Source organism: Paenibacillus lacisediminis (genome assembly GCF_046567315.2).
Genome location: NZ_JBKIAX020000009.1, coordinates 284524 through 305081 on the forward strand (window position 1 = coordinate 284524; position 20558 = coordinate 305081).

Below are 20558 nucleotides of genomic sequence, written 5' to 3' on the forward strand. Positions count from 1 at the left end.
GCAATTAATTAGTCAACCCTAAAAAGCATGAATGAGTCCAACTTGAGCTGGGGATAATTTTAGCATAATTCTTACTTCCGGAGGTTAACGGCGTGAACCAAATGAGCTTTTCCGATCCCCGATCAGAAATGGATATACTGCCGATTTCACCCGTCTTGGAATCTAATTTGAAATGGCTCGAATCGCGGTTTGAACAATGCGATGATTTATCCATTTTTGAGTGGCACTTTGGACCGGAGCTCCGGCACATCGCATTTACCGTTTATTTTGATTCGTTAATCGAGCATAAAACATTAAATTATATGAAAACATCGCTTCAGGATCTGGTTCCCCACGAATTAGGCCCGGCAAATTCCGTCATTCCTGAAGATGTAATTCGCTTTTTCAGCAACCACGGTGTTTCCTCGCAATCGGCCAAGCTTATAAACGATTTACAAGAAGCAACGGATCATATCGTTACAGGGCATCTTATTATTTTCTTTAATGGTTGGGAGCAGGCTTTGTCTTACAAAGTTGCTTCACTAATCACCCGGCAAGTCACCGAACCGAATGCAGAATCCGTAGTTCATGGTCCACGCGAGAGCACCGTTGAAAATTTGCAAAAGAATATCGGTATGTTGCGGCAGCGGCTAAAAACTCCTAATTTTAAATTAGAAAAATTTATGCTTGGCGCAGAAACCAAAACAGAAGTGAATATCGCTTATTTGATAAATACGGTTAACTTGGAGGTCTTGGCCGAGTTAAAAAGGCGAGTTTCCGGAATGAAGCAAGTTAATGTTCTTGATACCTCTTTTGTTGAAGAGTGGATTGAGGATTCGACTTATTCTCCTTTCCCTCAATACCGCTATACAGAACGGCCGGATACCGCTGCAGCAGCTTTGTTGGATGGCAAAATCCTTGTTCTCGTCGAAGGCACAGGTTCGATTTTAATATGTCCGGGACTTTTTACGGAAATGTATCAATCCTCGGAAGACTTCTACCAAAGAAGTATCATGGCCTCGCTAATTCGCATCATGAGGATCATCGCATTTTTTATTGCTTTAAGTTTGCCTAGCATATATATTGCTTTAACGACTTTTCATCCGGAATTGATTCCCACCGTTCTTTTGCTTGCCATCATGAATGCGCGCGAAGGAATTCCTTTCCCTGCATTTGTCGAAGCGGCTATCATGGAGTTTTTCTTTGAACTTCTTCGGGAAGCCGGGGCGCGATTGCCAAGGCAGATTGGCGCTACGATCAGTATTGTCGGTGCGCTCGTGATTGGTGAAGCAGCCATATCTGCGGGGATTGCCTCGCCGACGATGGTCGTGGTCGTTGCCTTAACCGGAATTGCATCTTTTGCTATTCCACAATACAACATGGCTACCGCTTTAAGAATTATAAAGATTCCGCTGATGATTTTAAGCACAGTCCTGGGCGGATTCGGTCTGATGATCGGTTTTCTCTGGATCTTGCTGCATTTAACGAGCCTCAGATCCCTTGGGCAGCCATATCTAACCCCTTTAGCTCCTCTTCGGCCTAAACAATTATTGGATACGGTTATTCGTGCTCCGATAAAAACTTTACTGCGTTCACCGCGCAGCAAACTGATATTCGGAGCTAAAAAATAACAGGCAATTTTATTGAAAGAAGGCTTTATGATGCGGAAAATTGCGGTTGCCGGCTGGCTGATGGTCTGCGTTCTATTGCTGGCGGGATGCTGGGATAAGGCAGAACTTACGGATCGTTCCTTTATCATAGGTCTGGCTCTCGACAAAGCCGATAATGGATTGATTGATCTTACCGTGCAAATATACAAGCCTGTGCATTCCGGCGGTTCAGAAGGAAAAGAAGGCGGCGGAAATATTTCCTATGTCAATGTGCAAACTAAAGGTGAAACGATGTTTGACGGGATTCGGGATATCATCCTTCATACAGGACGTAAAGGACAATGGAGCCATTTGAAGTCTATCATTGTAGAAGATCAGCTAGTACAAATTTATCCTATCGGGGAGGTCCTGGATTTCTTTTATCGGGATCATGAGGCCAGACTTAGTTCTTCGTTTTTTATTTCCCACGGGAAAGCAGCGCAATATTTGGAGATGAAGCCTTTGATCGAAAAAACAGTAAGTCAACAGTTATTGCAAATCACAAGATATGCCAATCACCACAATTACAAAACCACCGACGCTTCTTTACTTGATCTTTTCCTCGGTCTTCGCAGCCAGACGGGGATTTCGTTAGTTCCTTACATCACTAAAAAAGGAGACGAGCCGGTGGCTAGCGGAATGGCCGTCTTAAAAAAAGGAAAATGGCAGGGAACCGTTTCTCCTCAAGATACGCAAAAGATCCATATGTTGCTTAATCAGTACAAGGGTGGCATTATCCGCGTTCCGTGCGGAACGGGGAGCAATTCGAGCGCTACAAGAGACAATTCCCTGGAGGTATTATCCTTCCATTCCAAACTAAAACCGCAAATTGAAGATGAAGCAGTCAAACTTCAAGTATACGTTCAGTTCTCAGCAGCTCTTGGAGAGATGCGGTGCACAAAATTAAAAACTCCGGAAGATGAAAAAAAATTTACCGAGGCTGCAGCCGAGACCGTTGAAGAATCTTTAAGGCAAACTTTGAACCAAATGAAACAAAAGAAATGGGATCTGATTGGATTAGGAGACCGGATTTATCGTAAAAATCCAGCCCTATGGAAACGGTGGAAGCGGAATTGGGAAGAGCGTTTCGCCGATACTCAATTCGACATTAAAGTAAAAGTGGAAATAAAGAATAGCGGGACTGCAACACCAAAACCGCTTTCTACGGACAAATAGTAACAAAGGAGCTCGAACAAATGGCTGAAAAAATGATGGTTGTGATTTCGAGTTATTTGTTGATGACGTTCTATAATTTTGCCGAAATAAAGAAAATTGGGCGGCGCGACAAGATTGCATATGGAGTGACCGTTATTGTCTCCATTTATCTTGGTATTGAGTATGTCGGGGAATTGGGATTGCCAATTCTTCATGACATTGCGGCATGGCTGTATAAAGATTTGGGGCATAGTATTGTCAAGTATTTAGACGTAGCTTCTTAGAAAGGGGCAGCCTAATCTTTAATGAATAAGCAAATTATAAGTCAGGAACAATTGATCGTATTATTTTTTGTTTATTTGACCGGCTCGGTTATTGTAAACCTTCCCGGTCCGTTAATTGGATTCGCCTATAACGGTGTTTGGATCTCTGTCCTGCTCTCCGGCGCGGCTGCCATGATTCAATTGCTGCTTGTTCTTTACTTGGATAAGGAATATCCCGGACAGTCTTTTATTGAATACAGCCAAGCTGTTTTGGGAATCTGGCCCACCGTGATTATTGTTATCCCGTTTATTTCGCTAATGTTTGAAATGAGTACGGATATCGTATTTGAAGTAGGCAAATATGTTAACAGTTCTTTAATGCGGCAAACTCCCCAATACATATTCGATATCTTTATCTTCACCACATTGGCGATGACTGTACGTGCAGGGATTGAAGTCATGAGCAGAATGTTTACCATTTTAATCTTCGTCGTGATGCTGTTCATCATCTTGACGATGTTGTTGTCCTTTCCTAATTACCACAGCGAATTTCTTTTGCCTGTTCTTCCTGAAGGATTCAAACCTGTATTACATGGCGCCTACGTTTCGTTTGGTTTCACCCACGCGGAACCGATCTTGCTTACCCTGCTCTTTCCTTTTGTTCGTCGGCCGGCCGGGGATTTACATAAAAAGCTGATTATTGCGTTTGCTATCAGCGTTATCACATTGATTGCGGTCACGATATCAACCATTCTTGTTTTCGGACCCTTGGCCGGGGAAAGAAAGTATTCGATGGTAGAAGTCGCGAGGATGATTGATATACAACCTATTATTCAGCGGGTTGAGTTCATTGTTGGGATAGCTTTAATCGTAGGTTCCTACATGAAAGCTTGCATTACACTCTTCATCTTAAATCAATTAATCGTACGTGTATGTAAACTAAAGGATGAGAAAGTGCTCGTATTTCCTCTGACTTTTATCAATATGATAAGTTCTTTTATTTTAGAAAGAAGCGAAACCAGATTGACCGAGCACATCACGGTAATCCTTCCCCTTTGGAAGTTGAGCGGATTTACAATTCCTTTGTTAATCGTGGTTACCATTCATCTGCTGAAGAAAAGCCGCACCACATGAAATTCCATGTGATACGGCTATGAAAATAATCGTTATCGCGTAAACCATTCCAATAAAAATTCACTTGATGGCGTTGTCATGCAATGAACCTCCAAAAATTGTATTTTCTTTAGACTTCACCAGATTTTCATATCCCACCGTGTTATTTCCCCATGTTTTTTCATATTCCCAGCCGGTTAATTGTTCAAAAACTTTGCGGGCTTCGGGCGTAACCTCTTGTTTAGAGCCGCCATTTTTCAAGCGTTTAATTTCATCCAACAAAACGACATGATTTTCTTTCGTTAATTTGTAACGATAGGAGACCATTAAACCTCCCGCCAAAAAGATCAGTGTGCCAAACAGCAAGATAGAAATGATCATGGTTACGGCCGAATCCGGTTGTGATGCTTGCCCGGACACAAAACCTGCTTCTTGCAAGGCCACCCCCACTAAAAAGACAGCCAACGCCTGTGTCCCTTTTCGGATCAAACTCATGACACCGGCGAACACGCCTTCACGTCTTTGACCGGTTAAAGCTTCATCTACGTCCGGAATAAATGCGTAGTTGTTCCAGGGGATATAGTTCAGCCCCCCGCGTCCCAACCCGCAAATTCCAATCATAACAAACAATAAAACGGTGCTATTTAGCGTTCCGGTGAACTTTAATACGATAAATCCAATAATTCCTGCGATAAACAGAGAAATTGCCGTTCGATACGCCGGGGCAGGATTCAATTTAATCGTTAAGGTAAGCGCAATCCATACGCCAAAAAGCTGCATGACATACATAAAGGTTAACAAGTTGGAGGCGGCAACAGCACTTTGCATGAGAGCAAAAACAACAAAATAAGTAAATACGGCGTTAAATACATCCTGGCTTAAATATCCGCCCAAATACATCCCCAAGTGGTGGCGGAATGTTTTTACCCGTAAAGTCGAGATTAAATCCGCATAGATTTTATGAACATTCTGGAAAAAGGTTCTTTTATCAATGACCTCTTCTTGAGGGATTTCATCGAAAGGACGTTCCCACGTATTTCTGTAAAGCAGTAACAATACCACTACAAATATGACCGTGAAAATAATACCTGAGTACAGGTATGTAAGAGGATCATCTTTACCTAATGTCTCCACAAGACGGCCGGGAATAAATGCGGCGAATACAGCTGATGCCTGTGCGACAAACATTCTGGCACCCGTAAACTTCGAGCGTACTTTATAGTCGCTGCTCATTTCGGCGGCAAGCGTATCATAAGGAATTAAAATCATGGAATACACAATTTCAAACAAGATATAGGTTAATAAGTAATACCAGTAGCTAAAACCGGAAATCCAAATGAGTGTATAAACAAGAACAAGCGGGATGGATGCTAAAATAAAGAACTTCCGTCTCCCAAAGCGCCGGCCAAGTTTGGTTTTATGAAAATTATCCGTAATATATCCCATCGTTGGGGCGGCAACCGCATCTACAATCCGGGCAATCGCGAAAATAGAGCCGGCCTCAACGGCAGTTAGGCCGCAAAACGTGGTTAAGAAGAAAAGCAGCCACGCTGCTGTCAAGGCAAAGGCGCCGGCCCCTAAGAAATCACCTAACCCGTAGGACAAATAATTCATAAATTTGGGTTGTCTAACCACTTTACTCTCCTCCATTTCGGGAAATTAAGCGCTGGAGATTTAGATATACGTATGAAGATATTCCGATAAGCAAAGCACGGCAAGCGATTGACCATAAGGCATGGTCGTTGTTCTGATTTCCTTGTAAAATTCCAGGGTGTCCCCCATACCTGTTCCTACGGACACTTTTTGTAATGCGCCTGCTTCATTAATTTCATTCATAATTCCGCAAATAGCCTTGTGGGCGACTTCTTTATAGTCCTTGCTGACATACCGCTTATGCACGGATTTTAAAATTCCATAGGCAAATCCGGCTGTAGCTGAGGCTTCCAAATAAGAGCTTGGATCATTAATTAATGTATGCCATAAACCGCTTTCATCCTGGTAGTCAGCAAGAGCTTCAATTTGCCGATTCAATGTATCGATCAAGAATTCACGGAGAAAATCTCCTTTCTCCAATTCAAGGATTTCAATAATCTCGGGGATCGCAATCGTGATCCAGCAATTTCCTCTTGCCCAGAGGGCATCGGCATAATTATGGTTTCCTTCAAATGTCCAGCCGTGATACCATAAACCTGTTTTTCTGTCCGTTAAATATTTGATATGAATGAGGAACTGCTTTTTAGCTTCTTCCAGGTATTCAGGTTTGTTTAGCAGTTTGCCGATTTTTGCGAGCGGCAGCACGGTCATCATCAACGTGTCATCCCAAAGCTGATTTTTGTTCTCCGGTCCGTAGGTCATATGCTGTAACCCGTCCTCTTTTGTGCGAGGCATATCATGCATGACCCATTCGGCCCAATCCTCCAAATAAGGCAGGTAGGTCTGGTTTCCGGTGTCCTCATATAAAAAGGCTAGCGTTAACAACGGCGCCATCGTATTGACGTTTTTCGGCGGTGCGCCTTCTTGGATTCTGGCATGAAACCATTCATTGATCATTTCCAGAGCTCTTTGGTCATTGGTCAATTTCCAGTATTTGTAGATTCCGTACAACCCTACACCTTGCGGCCAGTTCCACACATGCCAGCTTTTGTCATCCACAATCAAGCCATCAAAGTTAAGTAAAAATTCACCGCTTTGGTCTTTGATTTGCGTGAGATTATTCATTAATAAATGAATGTAATCAATGACCTCTTTCTTGGCGATCGTCCTTTCCTGCAGCATAGTAATCCCTCCAAATCATAATCTCTTCCTGCCTGTTTGTGACCGTTTTCACTTATACTGCCATTGTAGTGAAAGTGCTTTCTTGAAACCATAAAAAAAACAGAGGTTTACGTTTAAAAAACATACTTGTTTTAGGAGTGCTTATTTCTTCCTAAAATCAGTTCTGCTTGCTTTCTAAAGGATTTCGCTCCCTCTTCCGGGGTAATTTTCTTAAATAAAATCCGTTCGGATATCTCATCAAGCGCTTTTATGATTTCCGCATTGCCCAGCGGATCAATCGGATCCGTAGCGCTTACATGCCTGGACGCTTTTTCAACATAATCAAAAATTTTGGTGTCAACTTCGGATAACTCCGGTTTGATTCCTTTGATCACCTTCGAAGATACCGGAACACCTCGATCGCCTTTGATCAACTTATTGACTTCCACATTATTTACAAAGAAATCGATAAACTTGGCCGCTTGTTCTTTTTGTGTTGAACTCTTGGGGATGGAAAAAAACATGCTCGGTCTTAAAAATAAAGCCGCCTTGTCCGCATGCTCGGGAGGCAGATGGATGGATAACGGCGCTTCAGCCGATTCGGCTAATCCGGAATATTGATTGGACCAGTTCCAACTCATGGCCGCATTTCCTTTTACGATAAGGTCATCGTTAATTCCTGTGATATGCGCTTGTACGTCCGGAGTTGGGAAGGCCTTGGCATCAACCAACCTAAGCTGTCTTTCAAAGTAAGCGGCAAATAACTGATCGTCCGTGTAGCCAAGGCCTGTACCATCTTCATTATAAAGACGCGCGCCTTGTGTTCTTAAATAGTAAGGGAAAAATACATCGGCAGGGTACATTCCATTTGTACCATACACGCCTGTAGCCTTGTGGACATCGATCGCTGTTTGTTCAAAGTCATCCCAAGTCCAGTGTTCATCGTCAATTTTAAGGCCCGCTTCTAGGATCAGATGATCATTTATAAGCACGGAAAGAACGTTCGAGCCAAGGGTGAAGCCATACAATTGGCCGGCCAGCATTCCTCCGGAGAGGGCATTTTTATCAATGGAGCTAATATCAATCGTGCCGTCTTCTATATACGGAGTTAAATCGTCCAGTTGGCCGGTTTGGCCATATTGAAACAAATAAGCTCGATCCATTTGAATCACATCCGGCAACCCACTAGCGGCCGCCCGCGGGGCAAGCTTTTTCCAATAATCATCCCAACTGGCGTATTCCGCTACAATTTCTACATTTGGATTTGCTTGCTCATACATTTGAATCACTTTCATGGTGTAATCATGCCGGGATTGCACGCCCCACCAGGCCACGCGCAGGGTCACTTTTTCATTTACTTGTTCACTATTGCTTCCATGATTGCTTAAATCGCAGGCAGTGACTGAGAGGAGCATGATAAAAGACAATAAGATCAAGCCAAATCTTCTCAAGCTTTAAACCTCCCTTTTCCGATATTCAGACGGTGTACAGCCGGTATATTTTTTGAAAACCTGGCTAAAGTATTGGGGATTGTCGCCAAAACCGACGATTTCCGCCAATGCTCCGACGGTCACATCATCCATTTTTGCAATATGCTCCACTGCCTTTTCAATTCTTAGTTTAGTCAGATAGGTTGAGAATCGCTGACCGGTTTCCTGCTTAAACAGCTTTCCCAGATAATCCGGGTTCATATATAGAATCTCATTGGCCACCATTTTCAGCGATAAATCAGGATTGCCCAGATTCACGATTAGCACTTCTATAACTCGGCTAATCACGGAAGACCGCTTTGACTTGAAACGATGATAGTATTCATTCGTTCTCGTGATAATGCTTCCTTCTCCCAAATAAAAACGGTGTTCCAAACACTCCATGGCCTCTCGGTACAGCTTTCTGGCATTGCGGAAATAGTCCCCCTCACTTATGGCCACCGTGGTATCTCTTTTGAAATATTGAGCCATAATCTCTCTGATGCGGATAATTTTTTGCTGCAATTTCTCCGTATCATGATCATCCTTGATCAGGAACAGCGCATATTCCCCGATATGGGTAGTGACCAGGACCGAATCAAGGATCTCGGCTCCAATATTTTTGATCGCAAACAAATGCTCATAAGAAAAAGAACCTTCCAGCTTAAAGAGGATGAGTCTTATCTGCTGACGATTGATCTCAAACTGAAAAAGCTGCTGATAAAATGATAAATCGTTGTCCAGGTAGCTGTTGCTGGTTAAAAATTCGGTCAACAGATGCGCTTTGGTATAAAGTTGAGCGTTTTCATATTTCTCCCGGAGCTCGCTGATAAAGGTTTCCTGAGCCTTCTTTTCGTTTAATTCATGAACGATATCATTAAGTGCGGCCGTAATTTTAGCCTGATTGCATGGCTTTAACAAATAATTTTTAACCTCATATTGCATGGCGGTTCTGGCGTATTCAAATTCACTGTATCCGGACAAAAGGATAAATTTGATGGAGGGGTACTCCTTATGGGCCTTTGAAACAAGACTAAGCCCGTCCATACCCGGCATTTTGATATCACTGATCACAATATCGGGTTCCAGTTCAACCATTTTCGCATACGCATCAATCCCGTTTCTTGCCGTTGCTACAAGTTCCGTATCCAATGCTTCCCAATCAACCACACTGGCAATGCCTTCGACAATAATCTTTTCGTCATCTGCCAATAACACTTTATAGGCCATCCGATCACCCCGTTTGAACAGGCAGTACCACCGTAATGGCGGTCCCTTTTCCCGAAAGATTTTCAATGCTTAAGCCATATTGTTCGCCAGCATAAAGCTTGATCCGGTCATCGATATTATTTAATCCTATACCCGTACCTTTGGGATTTATTTTGCCTTCTTTTACTTTCTGAAGGATTAGCGGATCTATGCCAGGCCCATTATCTTCGATCCGGATAAATAACCTGTCTTCTTCCTGATAAGCTTGTAATTTTATCACCGACAAATCGACCGAAGGCTCAACAGCATGCTTAAACGAATTTTCCAGCAGCGGCTGCAAGATTAGTTTGGGAATCTTATATTTTTTCACATAAACAGGAATGTCCATTTGAACATCGACCCGGTCGTCAAACCTGTATTTTTGGATGGTTAAGTAACTGTTGACGATCTCCATTTCATCCTCGAATATAATGAAATCCTGCTTGAAATTTGTGGAGTATCTCATGAGATGGCCTAGGGCTTCCACCATATTTGAAATTTGCTCCTGTTGATTTATTTTCGCCAACCAGTTAACGGACTCCAGTGTATTGTATAAAAAATGCGGGTTAATCTGCGCCTGGAGCGCTTTAAATTCGGTTTCCTTGATCAGCAGCTGCTTGGAAAAATTCTCCTGGATCAACTCATCGATTCTATGGATCATCGTTATAAAATTCCGATAAAGAATGCCCACCTCTCCTTCATCAACCATCGAGGGATTTAATAAATTGACGGCCTGAAAGTCCCCCCTTTGGACTTCCTGCATGGTAAAGGCTAATTCCTGAATGGGATCCGTGATCTTTCTTAAAAAATTAAAACCAAGGGAAATCAGAAAAACGAACATGAACATAAACATCAGCACCAAGGTATATTTCGCGGCAGTTATCTTGGAAAACATCATGTTAAACGGAATGAGGCTCCAGTATGTCCAATCCTTAAAATCGGTTGTAATATGATTGACAAAGGTTCTTTCCCCATGAATGTCTTCAATACTATAGCCCTGAGCATTGTTGGCCATAAAATGATATTCTTTCAAGTCATCCATGCCTTTTTCCGAATAGAAAACCCCATCCCCTTTTGTAATCACAATATTTCCTGCGATTTCGCCGTGAGGTTTTGGTAAATCGCTTACAATTCTATTTAAGTTAACACGAACCAGCAGTTTGCCGATGTTTTCAAAGTTTAGATTTCCATAAGACCGGATCAGGCGAACGGAAATAAGATCCCCATTGTAACCGGCAAGCTCCAGCCAATAGTTTTTCCCCTCATACTGATCCGCCTGGCTAAAAGCAAGTTCTTTATCCTGCTGCTGCAGGGGGTTGCTGCTATCCCCGGCTAAAAATTCCCTGCCTGCCGAATCGTATAAATAAATGGAAGCAATATAATTTTCCGGATCCACATATTTCTCCAAGGCATCTCCCATTTTCTGTTCAAGCCGATAGAAATCATAACCTTCTACATTTGCTTGAAGGTCCAGTAAAATTTTTTGAATGTACGGATCGACCGCGATGTTATAACTGACTTCCTCCACTCTTTCAAGCTCCTCTTCAATGCTGTTGGACGACATCATCAACACTTGCGAGGATTTGGCATAGATTTGCTCATCATAGAGGGAAAAAGCATATTGCAGTCCTCCCAAGACAAGGACCAGCGTTACCACCATAATCAAGGTAATCGTGATTAAGAGCTTTACGTTTAGCGTTGCATTTTTATAAAAATTCACAAAGCGGAACCAGATCTTTTTCATGGAATATAATAGCTCCCTTAATTGGGAAATCATTTCTTCATTGATATAAAAAAGTACCCTAAACTTCTTGCCTAAGGGTACTTGGATTTCCTCTATTTGTATAATACGTAAAATGCTTAAGATGTCATATGATGCAATTCACTCAAACATTGTCCAAATTGGCTGGGTATAACAGCGCATTTTCAGGGCCTCATCCTACGTCCGCCACTTCATGAATCGGTAGTCAAGCAGGTCCACCAGCAAGAAGAGGACGAAGCCGACCAGACTAAACAGCAGGATCCCGGCGTACATTTGCGGATAATCCAGCCTGAGCCAGGCGTCCATAATGAAGAAGCCCATGCCATGCTCCGTGCCGTAGATTTCAGTAAAGAACAGGACCGAAATGGCCGTACCAAGCGAGATACGGATCGTACTGAGAATCACGGACAACGCGCCGGGCAGGGTGATATGCCAAAATTTCTGACCAGCCCCTGCGCCAATGCTTGTCAATACATCATAGGTGCTTGCCGGAATGGCTTTTACCCCGTCGCGTACGGAAATGATAATCTGGAAAAGCAGAATCAGCATAATCATGAGAATCTTCGAGGTCTCGCCAAGCCCGAAGAACAGCATCACCACCGGGAGCAAGGCGATCTTGGGCACCGGATAAGTCAAATACACTACCGGGTCCAGCAGCTTGTTCCAGAGCGCCGAACGCCCCATCAGAAGCCCGATCATCAGGCCGACGATCAGCGCCAGCAGGACTCCGGCAAAAATGCGCATCAGACTATAGCCGACATTCAGCACAATGTCCCTTCCGCCGAGTTGTCCCATCGCCTGATAGACCCCCAGCGGGCTGGGCAGCATCGGATGATGCACCAGCAAATACGCCGCGTACCAGACCGCATTCATTCCCAAGAACACCAGCAATATTCTAAAAATATAGTTAAGCCGCCGTTTATTCACCATTTCTCCTGCATTACCTTTCTGATTCTCTTGATCTGGGCAAAAAAGGCATCACTAGCCCGCTTCTCCCCATGCTCCAGCCCAAATACCGCTTCGTTGTCAATCATCTCCGGCGCCTCGCCCTTGCTTGACGGGAGCACGATGATCTTCTGCCCCAGCAGAATGGCCTCATCCACATCATGCGTCACGAACAGCGCTGTGGCCGGGTTCGCCTGCCAATGCTCCAGAAACAACTGCTGCAGCGCTTCCCGCGTAATGGCATCCAGCGCAGAGAACGGCTCGTCCAGCAATAAAATAGACGGTACAATCGCGAACGCCCGCGCAATGGCCACCCGCTGCTGCTGGCCCCCGCTCAGCGATAGCGGATAACGCTCCGCCAGCTCCTGAATGCCCATCGCCGACAGCCAGCGGTCAATCTGCGCCTCCTGGGCCTGCCTGTCCTGCCCCTTAGGATTAGCGATCTTCATCGCTACCCTGATGTTGGCCTTCACCGTCTTCCAGGGCAGGAGGCCGTAATTTTGCGGCACCAGACCGATCAGAACGTCCTGTCCGCGCAGGGATTGTCCATTGAACAGCAGCTCGCCCCGGTATTCCGGCAGGAGGCCGGACACGGCACGCAGCAGCGTGGATTTTCCACTCCCGGATGGCCCCAGAATGGTATAAATCCCGTGCTCCGGCAGGGTGAAATCCACTCTGCCAAGCGCCAGCTCCCCGCTCTTGTATTCAACCTCAAGCTCCTTTACGCACAGTCCGTTATTATTTCTTAAACTGGACATCGGAGATCACTTCTTCGGGGGTGATGTTTTTAGTCAGCAGACCCTGCTCGCGGGCCCAGGCAAACGCCGCCTCGACCTCTTTGACATCGACCTGGTTGGCCGGGATGTAAGCCGGTACCTCGATTTGGTCCTTCAAGGTTTCCGGGTAGCCGACCTCTTTGATCACCAGGTCGATGTAATCCTTCTGGTCGTGGGATTGCATATACGCTACCGCATCGTCATAAGCCGCGTACATGGCGCGGATCGCTTCCGGCTTGGCATCAATCGCGCTTTGCGGGAAGGCCAGCACGAACGGGTTCACCTGGGCCTGGTTCGTGGAGCTAAGCACGCGTAAGCCTGACGCTTTCCCCATCGTGACAAACGGCTCCGGCAAAATCGCGGCGTCCGCTTTGTTATTTTTCAGCAGCTCCAGCCGGGTGGGAATTTGCGGCACCTCCGTTACATGGATATCCTTCTCCGTCAGACCCGCCTGCTTCAGCATCATGGCAACGGTGTACTGCGTAGAGGTGTTTTTGGATAGAATCACGGTTTTACCCTTCAGATCCTTCACGTCCTGAATCTCGTTATTGCCGGTCAGCAGATCGAATTCCCCGAAGGTCGTGCTGGTGATTTTTACGTTCAGCCCTGCTTCATTGTAGATCGAAATCGCGACCAGATCGGCGCTTAGCCCGTCAACTTTCCCTGCTTGAAAAGCTACGTCGCGGTCTTTGGCGCTTTTGAACGTCTGAATGTTCAGGTTCACCCCACGCTTCTGATCAAAGCCCTGCTCATGGGCAATAATAAACGGAATCGCATCAATCGAAGGCAGGAGGCCCAGCGACAGCTCCGGCAACTCCGCCGGTGTATCTCCCGTATTCCCCGTCGCCGCCGGTATGTTGCCCGCGCCGCCCGTGTTGGCATTATTCGTCTTGCTTCCGCACGCCACGCCCACTATGCTGACGACAAGCACCAGCGCCAACAACATCATCATTTTTCTTGTTGCCCCAAACTTCATGGTTGTCCCATCTCCCCTATGTGTCTATGTAGTAGATTCGGCATAGCGATATGCCTGCTTTACTTGAGACCTCTCCCGCTAACTTGCACTTTTATTCACAAGTAATATTACAAATAGACCATTGCCCGTCCAGTAGTCTCAAGTAATGTCATTTTACACCCATCACTGCATTTTGTATATTTGCAAATTTAAATAGTTTACAAAAAAACAGATTGGGCCACGAAATACTGCTCATCAGCTTTCCCCGATAAAATTCTGCGGATGTCATCCTCATGATGAAAAATGGTATGATTATTGAAAAAGGAACCCTTAAAGAGTTCCTTTCCGAAGATACCTTCTATGCGGATTTATATAACAGCCTAGTATACTTGTACAACTTCTTTAATATCATCGATTTCCTCAAGAATTGCGCGCTCAATAGCGGCCTTTAACGTAATCGTAGCACTTGGGCAACCGTGGCAAGCTCCCAAAAATCTTAATTTGGCTACACCGTTCTCAACCTCAACCAGTTCAGCTTCTCCACCGTCACGCAGTAAGAAAGGACGTAGTTTGAGAAGCACTTCCGAGACTTCATCGAATAAAATTCCATTCTCCTCCATTTATCCCACCCTCCTCTCATTGTTTTAACAACAGTCAATTCCTTTTTCATTCCGGAGCGAGCGTAATGCCGACAAGCACCGGCGGTCCGGGTAACTCGGCATGCTGCCATTCCAATTCCATTGAATACTGCTCGCCTTCATCCTGAATCCTCAAGTTTTCCGGAGGACACATTTGCTTATAACGGGCCATTCGGTTCAGCGCGTCCCGGTAGTCGCGAGCGTGAAAGGTCGCCAAAGAAGCCGGCGGATACTGAGCGGTCTCATAAGCGGTTGCAAGCTTGACGATTCCCGTAGCGATGTCCCCGACTAATTCGGAATAGGCTTGCCAGATGGAATAATATTGTGCGGTCGTCACGAACGGTTCGGTGATGACGGTTAGCGGCAGACTTGCCTGGCGCGCTACCGCTATGGGTTCTACCCCTATTCCCTCCAGGCTGGTCCAGAAACCCGGCGCAATCTTGATTCGGTCTACAGAAGGAGCATTCATAGTTGGTAATCGACCTCCAAGGACAATGTCCTCTTGCATTCACTCAAGCCCTTGTCCATCCACGCGATGGCTCTCGATTAACTGCATAACCCACGTTTCATCAAATCGAAGCTTTTCCAGCCGATGCCGGAAAAAGATCTGAATATATTTCTGCTCCCCGCCGGGAATCCGATCGTCTTTGCTCGCATATTCCAACCGTTCTTCCTCGTGGCGGATTTCATAACGCAGGTAATCTTTGTATTGATGCAAAATTAAAAACTGCAATTCCTTGCTGATCAGTTCAAAATTTTTCAGTTTCGTATAAAAATGCAGCTCGTAATCCGGCGAATATGGAATCGGTTCTTCCATCAACCGAAAAAAACGTATTCTGCCTTCGTCCGTAAGTTTATAAGTCTTTATTTTTTTCCCTTTTCCTTGTTTGGCACCCTCCGGTTGCTTATCGGGAACCTGTTCGATCAACCCGTCCGCAAGCATGCCGTGGATCAGCGGATAAATCGCCCCCCAGCTGACTTTTCGCGTAGGACCAACGATCCCGTTCAAAATCTGATGCAGCAAATAGCCGTGCATCGGGTTATTCATCAATTCGCCGAGTATGAACAATTCGTACAAACGAAAGGCCCCCTTTACTGCTTTTAAGCAAACCTCAGTATAACATACAGCTGCCTGAAAAAACAGAAAAGCCGCAGGTCGCGGCTTTTCCAGGCCACCTCCGTTTGCGGCCAGTTCCGGTATTTTGCTTTATTACCTGCCGTTACGCCGAATGCTGTTGCGCCATCACTTGGCGGTGTTTCGGCAGGAATGATACGGCGAGCAGGTTCGTAATCGCGATCCCCAACATGAGCAGAAAAACGGCATGCATTCCGGCAGCCAGCTCCGTTTTGGAGCCGATTATGGTTACATACTGGTTGTAAATCGTGCCGAAAACCGCGATGCCGACCGTTTGGCCAAGCGCACGGGCCAGCATGCTGGAAGCGTTGGCGACGCCGCGTTTTTCCCAGCCGACGACCGATTGCACGACAACGGTGGAGGGCGTCGCAACGAACCCCATTCCCAGTCCGATTAGCACGAGGATCCCAATCCAAAATACGTAGGGCGAGTTCATCTGAAGCGCAATCAGCCAGGTGGAGCCTGCCATGACCAGCGAAGAGCCGAATACGATCGATGCCTTCACCCCGATCTGGTACATGAGCCGACCGGCGATGTTGGAGGCGAGCGGCCAGGCCAGCGACATCGGCATAGCGATCAGGCCCGAGCTTGTTGCGGAATTGCCGAGCACGGATTGAATCCAGATCGGCGAATACACCGTCAACCCCGTCGTAATGCTGAACGTCAGAAAACCGCTGATATAGGTGACGTTCAATACGCGCATCCGGAAAATCGATAACGGGATCATCGGTTCCTCCGCCCGTTTTTCAATCCAGAGGAACAACATAAAACATACGGCCGATACTGCGAACAGCCCCACGATCACCGGGGAATCCCAGGTATGCCGGGACCCGCCGCTCAGTAGCGCATACAACAGCGCGGAGAAGGCAATGGTAAACATAATCGCGCCGAGGTAATCGATTTTTTTCGCCTGACGTTCGATCGGCTGGTGTAAAAATACGACGACCAGCAGCAGGGCGATGATGCCGATCGGCACGTTGATGTAGAAAATCCATCGCCAGGAAACTTGATCGACGAAGTAACCTCCGATTAGCGGGCCGAGAAGGCCAGCCACGGACCAAACGGACGAAAAGACACCCATCATTTTGCCGCGCTGCTTGCCCGAGAACAAATCGCCGATGACGGTAAAGCACACGGGCGCAAGCGCCCCGGCGCCAAATCCTTGCAAAGCCCGGAACCCAATGAGCCCCGTCATCGATTGCGCGGCTCCGCACAAGATGGAACCAAGCACGAATAAACCGATGCCAGCGGCGAACACGGGTTTGCGCCCGAACAAATCGGCGAGCTTGCCGAAAATGGGCGTAGCCACGCAGGTGGTCAACGTATAAATCGCAAACACCCAACTGAACAACGTCTCGCCGTGCAAATCCTTGATCATATGCGGGGTAGCGGTGGCGACGACGGTCGCATCCAAAGCGCCGATAAACATCGCCGCCAGCAGTCCGGCGACCACCATGTTGACGTTGGTTTTCGAGGCCATGCGGAAAACGCCTCCTTACATTTCTTTATGCCTCCCTTTGGTTTAACGATTGCAAACCAAGTAAAGGGTATTGCCTTCAGGATCGTTGAAATGCACGACATTGGCCGCCTTGCCTTCCACGGAATCGTGGAATTGAACGCCGCGGGACTTCAGCGTTTCGATGGCTGACTCCATGTCCTCCACCTCAAATCCTATGGACATGCTGCCCGATTTTTCCGGAAGGGAACCTTGTTCTCCGGCAAGATACAGGAGACCGATCGTCAATCCAGGTGCCGCGATTTGCGCAAAATGCCCGTCCCCGTGCTGCAGTTCCAATCCCAGTGTTTCGGCGTAAAATTTTACCGCCTTTTTCATATCCGCCACCATTACAGTCACATTGCCGCTTTTGAACATCTTATGTTTCCTCCTTATTCGTTTGATTGATTTTTATTATATCAAAATAATATAATAAGTAAACATATTTTATTGATATATTCTATGGAAAAAATTGTGAACGCGCCTTTCTCGATGATGGGAGAAGTATGCTAGACTAAAACAGCCTTAGCCCGATGAGAAATTCGAGCTAAGGCTGTTTAGACATTTTGTTTTACTCCACGATATCACTAAAGGACGGCTCACTGTCTTTGGAATGCGACCTTTAGGCCAAGTCCGATATAGATTGCTCCGACGAATTTGCTGCTTAGCCGGCTTATCCGGCTTAACCATGTCTTCCGTTTCACCAGTTTTCCAAGCGCAGAGATGCTTAGTACAATTGAGGTTGTATACAATGCACTTAAGATCACAAAGACGACACCAAGGATCAAAAACTGCGTGGTGACTTGACCTCGTTCGTGATGAACAAATTGAGGCAAAAACGCCAGAAAAAACAGAGCCGTCTTTGGATTAAGAACTTCTGCAACAATTGCCGAAAAGAAGGACTTTAAAGCTCCTGCCGTTTTAACCTTGGGAAGTTGCGGATCTGATGGCTTACTCATCAATGCCCGAACTCCTAAATATAGTAAGTATACCGCTCCTGCATATTTAACCATATTGAAAGCTAGTGCAGAGGTCATCAGTATAGTGGAAAGCCCGACAGTAGCAAATAAGGTGTGAAGAAAATCCCCGATGGCGATGCCAAGCCCTGCCATAATACCTCCATTTCGCCCGTTTTGAACGGTACGAGTAATGGTAAGAAGAACGGCGGGTCCTGGAATTATAAATAGAAGAATGACAACGATAACATATGCCAATAACGTTGAAAAATCCGGCATCGGGCCTCCTCCTTCAAAAGCACTCAAAGTGAGATATTGTTACGGCTTTGCAACCATTGTTCGAATTCTTCGGGTGTGCTCACTTGATGGTCTAATACAGCCGTATAGATATCAAAGCTTTTCACCTGTTTCCCATACTCGGCTCTCGATGCCCAGACGGTTTTGATCCGCAGGATAGAGAGAATCGCCTCTTCATGAAGACGACCGGGCAACGTCCGAATATGCCGCAGATCAGGTTGTTTCTCAGGATCATCAACGAACCAAATATCCAGTGACCATTGGTTCTCGCTTTTAGATAAGTAATCCAATCCAATAAAATACCCGTCCGGGTAAGTCGGATCGGTGTTCCAGCTACCGGTATCGTTCATAAATTTCATCTGCCGAATCTGGGGATTCAACATCAATTGCGAAGCAATTCGAGAGATTACAGCTATGTCCAACTTGGAACAAACGACCGTCATATCAAGGTCTCTCCAAGCCATTAAACCGAGTGCCGCACTTCCAACTTTGACCGGCATGCCGGCTGCTTTTAACAATTGGATAAGGTTCAATTCTTCCGCCACTGCAGCGGCCTCCGCTTGCAGCTGGAATTGACGAGCAAGCAGATCTTCACGTTCTACCATTGGTTCACTCCCTCTTGACGTGCTCATGCCATTGGTTCCTATCGTTTTGGGCTATAGTGGTCAACCGCAAAGCCAAAGATGACTTTCAACATAAATAAGAGACAAGGGATCAAAATATAAGGCGGGATATGAGGCAGCAAGGGAGCACAACCTAAACCGATCGACAGAAGCAAGCCGGCAACAAACAGCTGCGACTGCTTTCCTTTAAGCGAGTTCACGATATAAGCCCCTATTAGGGTATACACCCATACCCCTATAGCATATCCGATCGCCGTGTTTAGTAAAACCGCAATCAATACGACATGAAAATGAATGGCAATGAACACGATCCGGTTCCTTTTTCTCGTTGCATAGTAATTGCTTGTTGAAGGCGTAAAATTGGCGATACAACCCGCGAAAATATCGAATATCAACAATTAACTAAGCACGCTGCGCCATACCGGTAGATTGGATGTCATTTCAGGGTACATCCAATACAATACAGCAGTCAACAGTCCGCCAAACAGTAGGATCGTAAGAATAGATCCAAGAGATTGCCTTTCGCCAAAAACATCATGCAGAACCGATGGAATTACTATTTGTTTCAATGCTTCCCTCCTGCTGCATTTTGTTCATAATATAACTAGTAATAATATAACTTGTCAAATGCTCCAGATGAGAATTCACGGTTTCGAAAAATATAAAATAGCCGACAGCACCACATGATCAACAATCTCTTCCAATTTCTGATGCGACACCCCTCCATTTTCAAGCATAAACGTATAACGAATTTGCTCAAAAAGAATGAGTTTGGTCGCTTTAGGTGGGAGCTTTGTGATTTCTCCCCGTTGTATGGCCTGTTGAAGAACGTAATCCATAATCTTGATATTGGAACCTGTTGCTTCGGCCAACATCTGGCTGGTCCGTTCTCGCTCCTGCTGGCTAATCATCTCGGAAAACAGCATTTTAAATAATCTAAACGGTCCATTGTCGGACTCCAAAATAAAATGCTGACCCACAGATACTAAATCATCACGGAGACTGCCCCTGTCGAGATCCAGACTCTTGAATATCCCTTCCGATTGTTGCATCCGTTGTTGGACAGCTGCAAACACTAAATCAAACGGAGTATCCCAATAACGATAAACCACCGAACGACTGGTATTCGCCTCACGAGCAATACGCGCAAAATTAATCGCACTGTACCCTTCCGTCTCCAGCAGACGATACGTTGCTGCATAAATATCATTTTGTAATTGGTCGCCGCGGCGGCGGCTTTTATTTGATTCCGTCATCCCTTTTTCTCTCCTTGTATGCTCATTATACAGGAAACTGTATCTTAAATAAATAAGATCCAAATGTGTATCTAATTGACTTCTTAAGAT

Annotated in this window: 19 protein-coding genes and 3 pseudogenes; 5 read left to right on the plus strand and 17 right to left on the minus strand. The window is 45.7% G+C overall.

Annotated features, from left to right (window positions below):
- Nucleotides 1–101 precede the first annotated feature (101 nt).
- From ACLD72_RS18930 to ACLD72_RS18945, 4 genes are read left to right on the plus strand one after another with little or no spacing between them, the layout of a single operon-like run.
- Nucleotides 102–1610, plus strand: a complete 1509-nt coding sequence (locus tag ACLD72_RS18930; protein WP_411001623.1) for a spore germination protein — start codon at nt 102–104, stop codon at nt 1608–1610.
- A 30-nt stretch (nt 1611–1640) separates the two neighbouring features.
- Nucleotides 1641–2804 (plus strand): Ger(x)C family spore germination protein, encoded by a 1164-nt coding sequence (locus ACLD72_RS18935; RefSeq protein WP_458476112.1) that lies wholly within the window; start codon nt 1641–1643, stop codon nt 2802–2804.
- Between the two features lie 20 nt (nt 2805–2824).
- Nucleotides 2825–3067 (plus strand): hypothetical protein, encoded by a 243-nt coding sequence (locus tag ACLD72_RS18940; protein ID WP_251592734.1) that lies wholly within the window; start codon nt 2825–2827, stop codon nt 3065–3067.
- Nucleotides 3068–3088: 21 nt separating this feature from the next.
- The gene (locus ACLD72_RS18945) at nt 3089–4180 is read left to right on the plus strand and encodes a GerAB/ArcD/ProY family transporter (protein WP_411001556.1); all 1092 of its coding nucleotides are present in this window, start codon (nt 3089–3091) and stop codon (nt 4178–4180) included.
- Nucleotides 4181–4240: 60 nt separating this feature from the next.
- On the opposite strand, the gene ACLD72_RS18950 is transcribed toward ACLD72_RS18945, so the two are convergent.
- The 8 genes from ACLD72_RS18950 to ACLD72_RS18985 all read right to left on the minus strand — a co-directional run bounded on the left by ACLD72_RS18950 (nt 4241) and on the right by ACLD72_RS18985 (nt 14089).
- On the minus strand, nt 4241–5773 hold the full coding sequence (locus ACLD72_RS18950; protein WP_458476113.1) for an MFS transporter: 1533 nt from the start codon (nt 5771–5773) through the stop codon (nt 4241–4243).
- A gap of 60 nt (nt 5774–5833) precedes the next feature.
- The gene (bglB, locus tag ACLD72_RS18955; protein WP_411001554.1) at nt 5834–6934 is read right to left on the minus strand and encodes a beta-galactosidase BglB; all 1101 of its coding nucleotides are present in this window, start codon (nt 6932–6934) and stop codon (nt 5834–5836) included.
- 131 nt (nt 6935–7065) lie between these two features.
- Nucleotides 7066–8364 (minus strand): ABC transporter substrate-binding protein, encoded by a 1299-nt coding sequence (locus tag ACLD72_RS18960; protein ID WP_411001553.1) that lies wholly within the window; start codon nt 8362–8364, stop codon nt 7066–7068.
- A gap of 3 nt (nt 8365–8367) precedes the next feature.
- Nucleotides 8368–9612 carry a response regulator gene (locus ACLD72_RS18965; protein ID WP_411001552.1) on the minus strand — a complete coding sequence of 415 codons (1245 nt, stop codon included), beginning with the start codon at nt 9610–9612 and terminating at the stop codon, nt 8368–8370.
- A 4-nt stretch (nt 9613–9616) separates the two neighbouring features.
- Nucleotides 9617–11374, minus strand: coding sequence for a sensor histidine kinase (locus tag ACLD72_RS18970; RefSeq protein ID WP_411001551.1), 1758 nt, complete (start codon nt 11372–11374; stop codon nt 9617–9619).
- 195 nt (nt 11375–11569) lie between these two features.
- A complete protein-coding gene (locus ACLD72_RS18975) occupies nt 11570–12322 on the minus strand; it encodes an ABC transporter permease (protein WP_411001550.1) in 753 nt (250 codons plus the stop codon).
- Nucleotides 12316–13095 (minus strand): ABC transporter ATP-binding protein, encoded by a 780-nt coding sequence (locus ACLD72_RS18980; protein ID WP_411001549.1) that lies wholly within the window; start codon nt 13093–13095, stop codon nt 12316–12318. The genes ACLD72_RS18975 and ACLD72_RS18980 overlap by 7 nt, the downstream gene beginning before the upstream one ends.
- Nucleotides 13076–14089 (minus strand): ABC transporter substrate-binding protein, encoded by a 1014-nt coding sequence (locus ACLD72_RS18985; RefSeq protein WP_411001548.1) that lies wholly within the window; start codon nt 14087–14089, stop codon nt 13076–13078. The genes ACLD72_RS18980 and ACLD72_RS18985 overlap by 20 nt, the downstream gene beginning before the upstream one ends.
- Before the next feature lie 229 nt (nt 14090–14318).
- Between ACLD72_RS18985 and ACLD72_RS18990 the strand changes: the two are divergent.
- A pseudogene (locus ACLD72_RS18990) lies at nt 14319–14520 on the plus strand (hypothetical protein); the annotation flags it as partial.
- Here the strand turns inward: ACLD72_RS18990 and ACLD72_RS18995 are convergent.
- The 9 genes and pseudogenes from ACLD72_RS18995 to ACLD72_RS19035 all read right to left on the minus strand — a co-directional run bounded on the left by ACLD72_RS18995 (nt 14449) and on the right by ACLD72_RS19035 (nt 20468).
- Nucleotides 14449–14688 (minus strand): NifU family protein, encoded by a 240-nt coding sequence (locus ACLD72_RS18995; RefSeq protein WP_411001547.1) that lies wholly within the window; start codon nt 14686–14688, stop codon nt 14449–14451. The pseudogene ACLD72_RS18990 and the gene ACLD72_RS18995 overlap by 72 nt on opposite strands.
- A gap of 55 nt (nt 14689–14743) precedes the next feature.
- Nucleotides 14744–15175 (minus strand): annotated as a pseudogene (locus tag ACLD72_RS19000) (AraC family transcriptional regulator ligand-binding domain-containing protein); the annotation flags it as partial.
- Between the two features lie 39 nt (nt 15176–15214).
- Entirely contained in the window at nt 15215–15784 is a 570-nt protein-coding gene (locus ACLD72_RS19005) for a PadR family transcriptional regulator (protein WP_411001546.1), read from the minus strand.
- A gap of 142 nt (nt 15785–15926) precedes the next feature.
- On the minus strand, nt 15927–17321 hold the full coding sequence (locus tag ACLD72_RS19010; RefSeq protein WP_411001545.1) for an MDR family MFS transporter: 1395 nt from the start codon (nt 17319–17321) through the stop codon (nt 15927–15929).
- Between the two features lie 42 nt (nt 17322–17363).
- On the minus strand, nt 17364–17714 hold the full coding sequence (locus ACLD72_RS19015) for a VOC family protein (protein ID WP_068783464.1): 351 nt from the start codon (nt 17712–17714) through the stop codon (nt 17364–17366).
- A 221-nt stretch (nt 17715–17935) separates the two neighbouring features.
- Nucleotides 17936–18571, minus strand: a complete 636-nt coding sequence (locus tag ACLD72_RS19020; RefSeq protein ID WP_411001544.1) for a LysE family translocator — start codon at nt 18569–18571, stop codon at nt 17936–17938.
- A gap of 23 nt (nt 18572–18594) precedes the next feature.
- Nucleotides 18595–19194: a hypothetical protein gene (locus tag ACLD72_RS19025; protein WP_411001543.1), complete on the minus strand. Its 600-nt coding sequence runs from the start codon at nt 19192–19194 to the stop codon at nt 18595–18597.
- A gap of 38 nt (nt 19195–19232) precedes the next feature.
- Nucleotides 19233–19781, minus strand: a pseudogene (locus ACLD72_RS19030) (hypothetical protein).
- A 75-nt stretch (nt 19782–19856) separates the two neighbouring features.
- Entirely contained in the window at nt 19857–20468 is a 612-nt protein-coding gene (locus tag ACLD72_RS19035; RefSeq protein ID WP_411001542.1) for a TetR/AcrR family transcriptional regulator, read from the minus strand.
- Nucleotides 20469–20558: the final 90 nt, after the last annotated feature.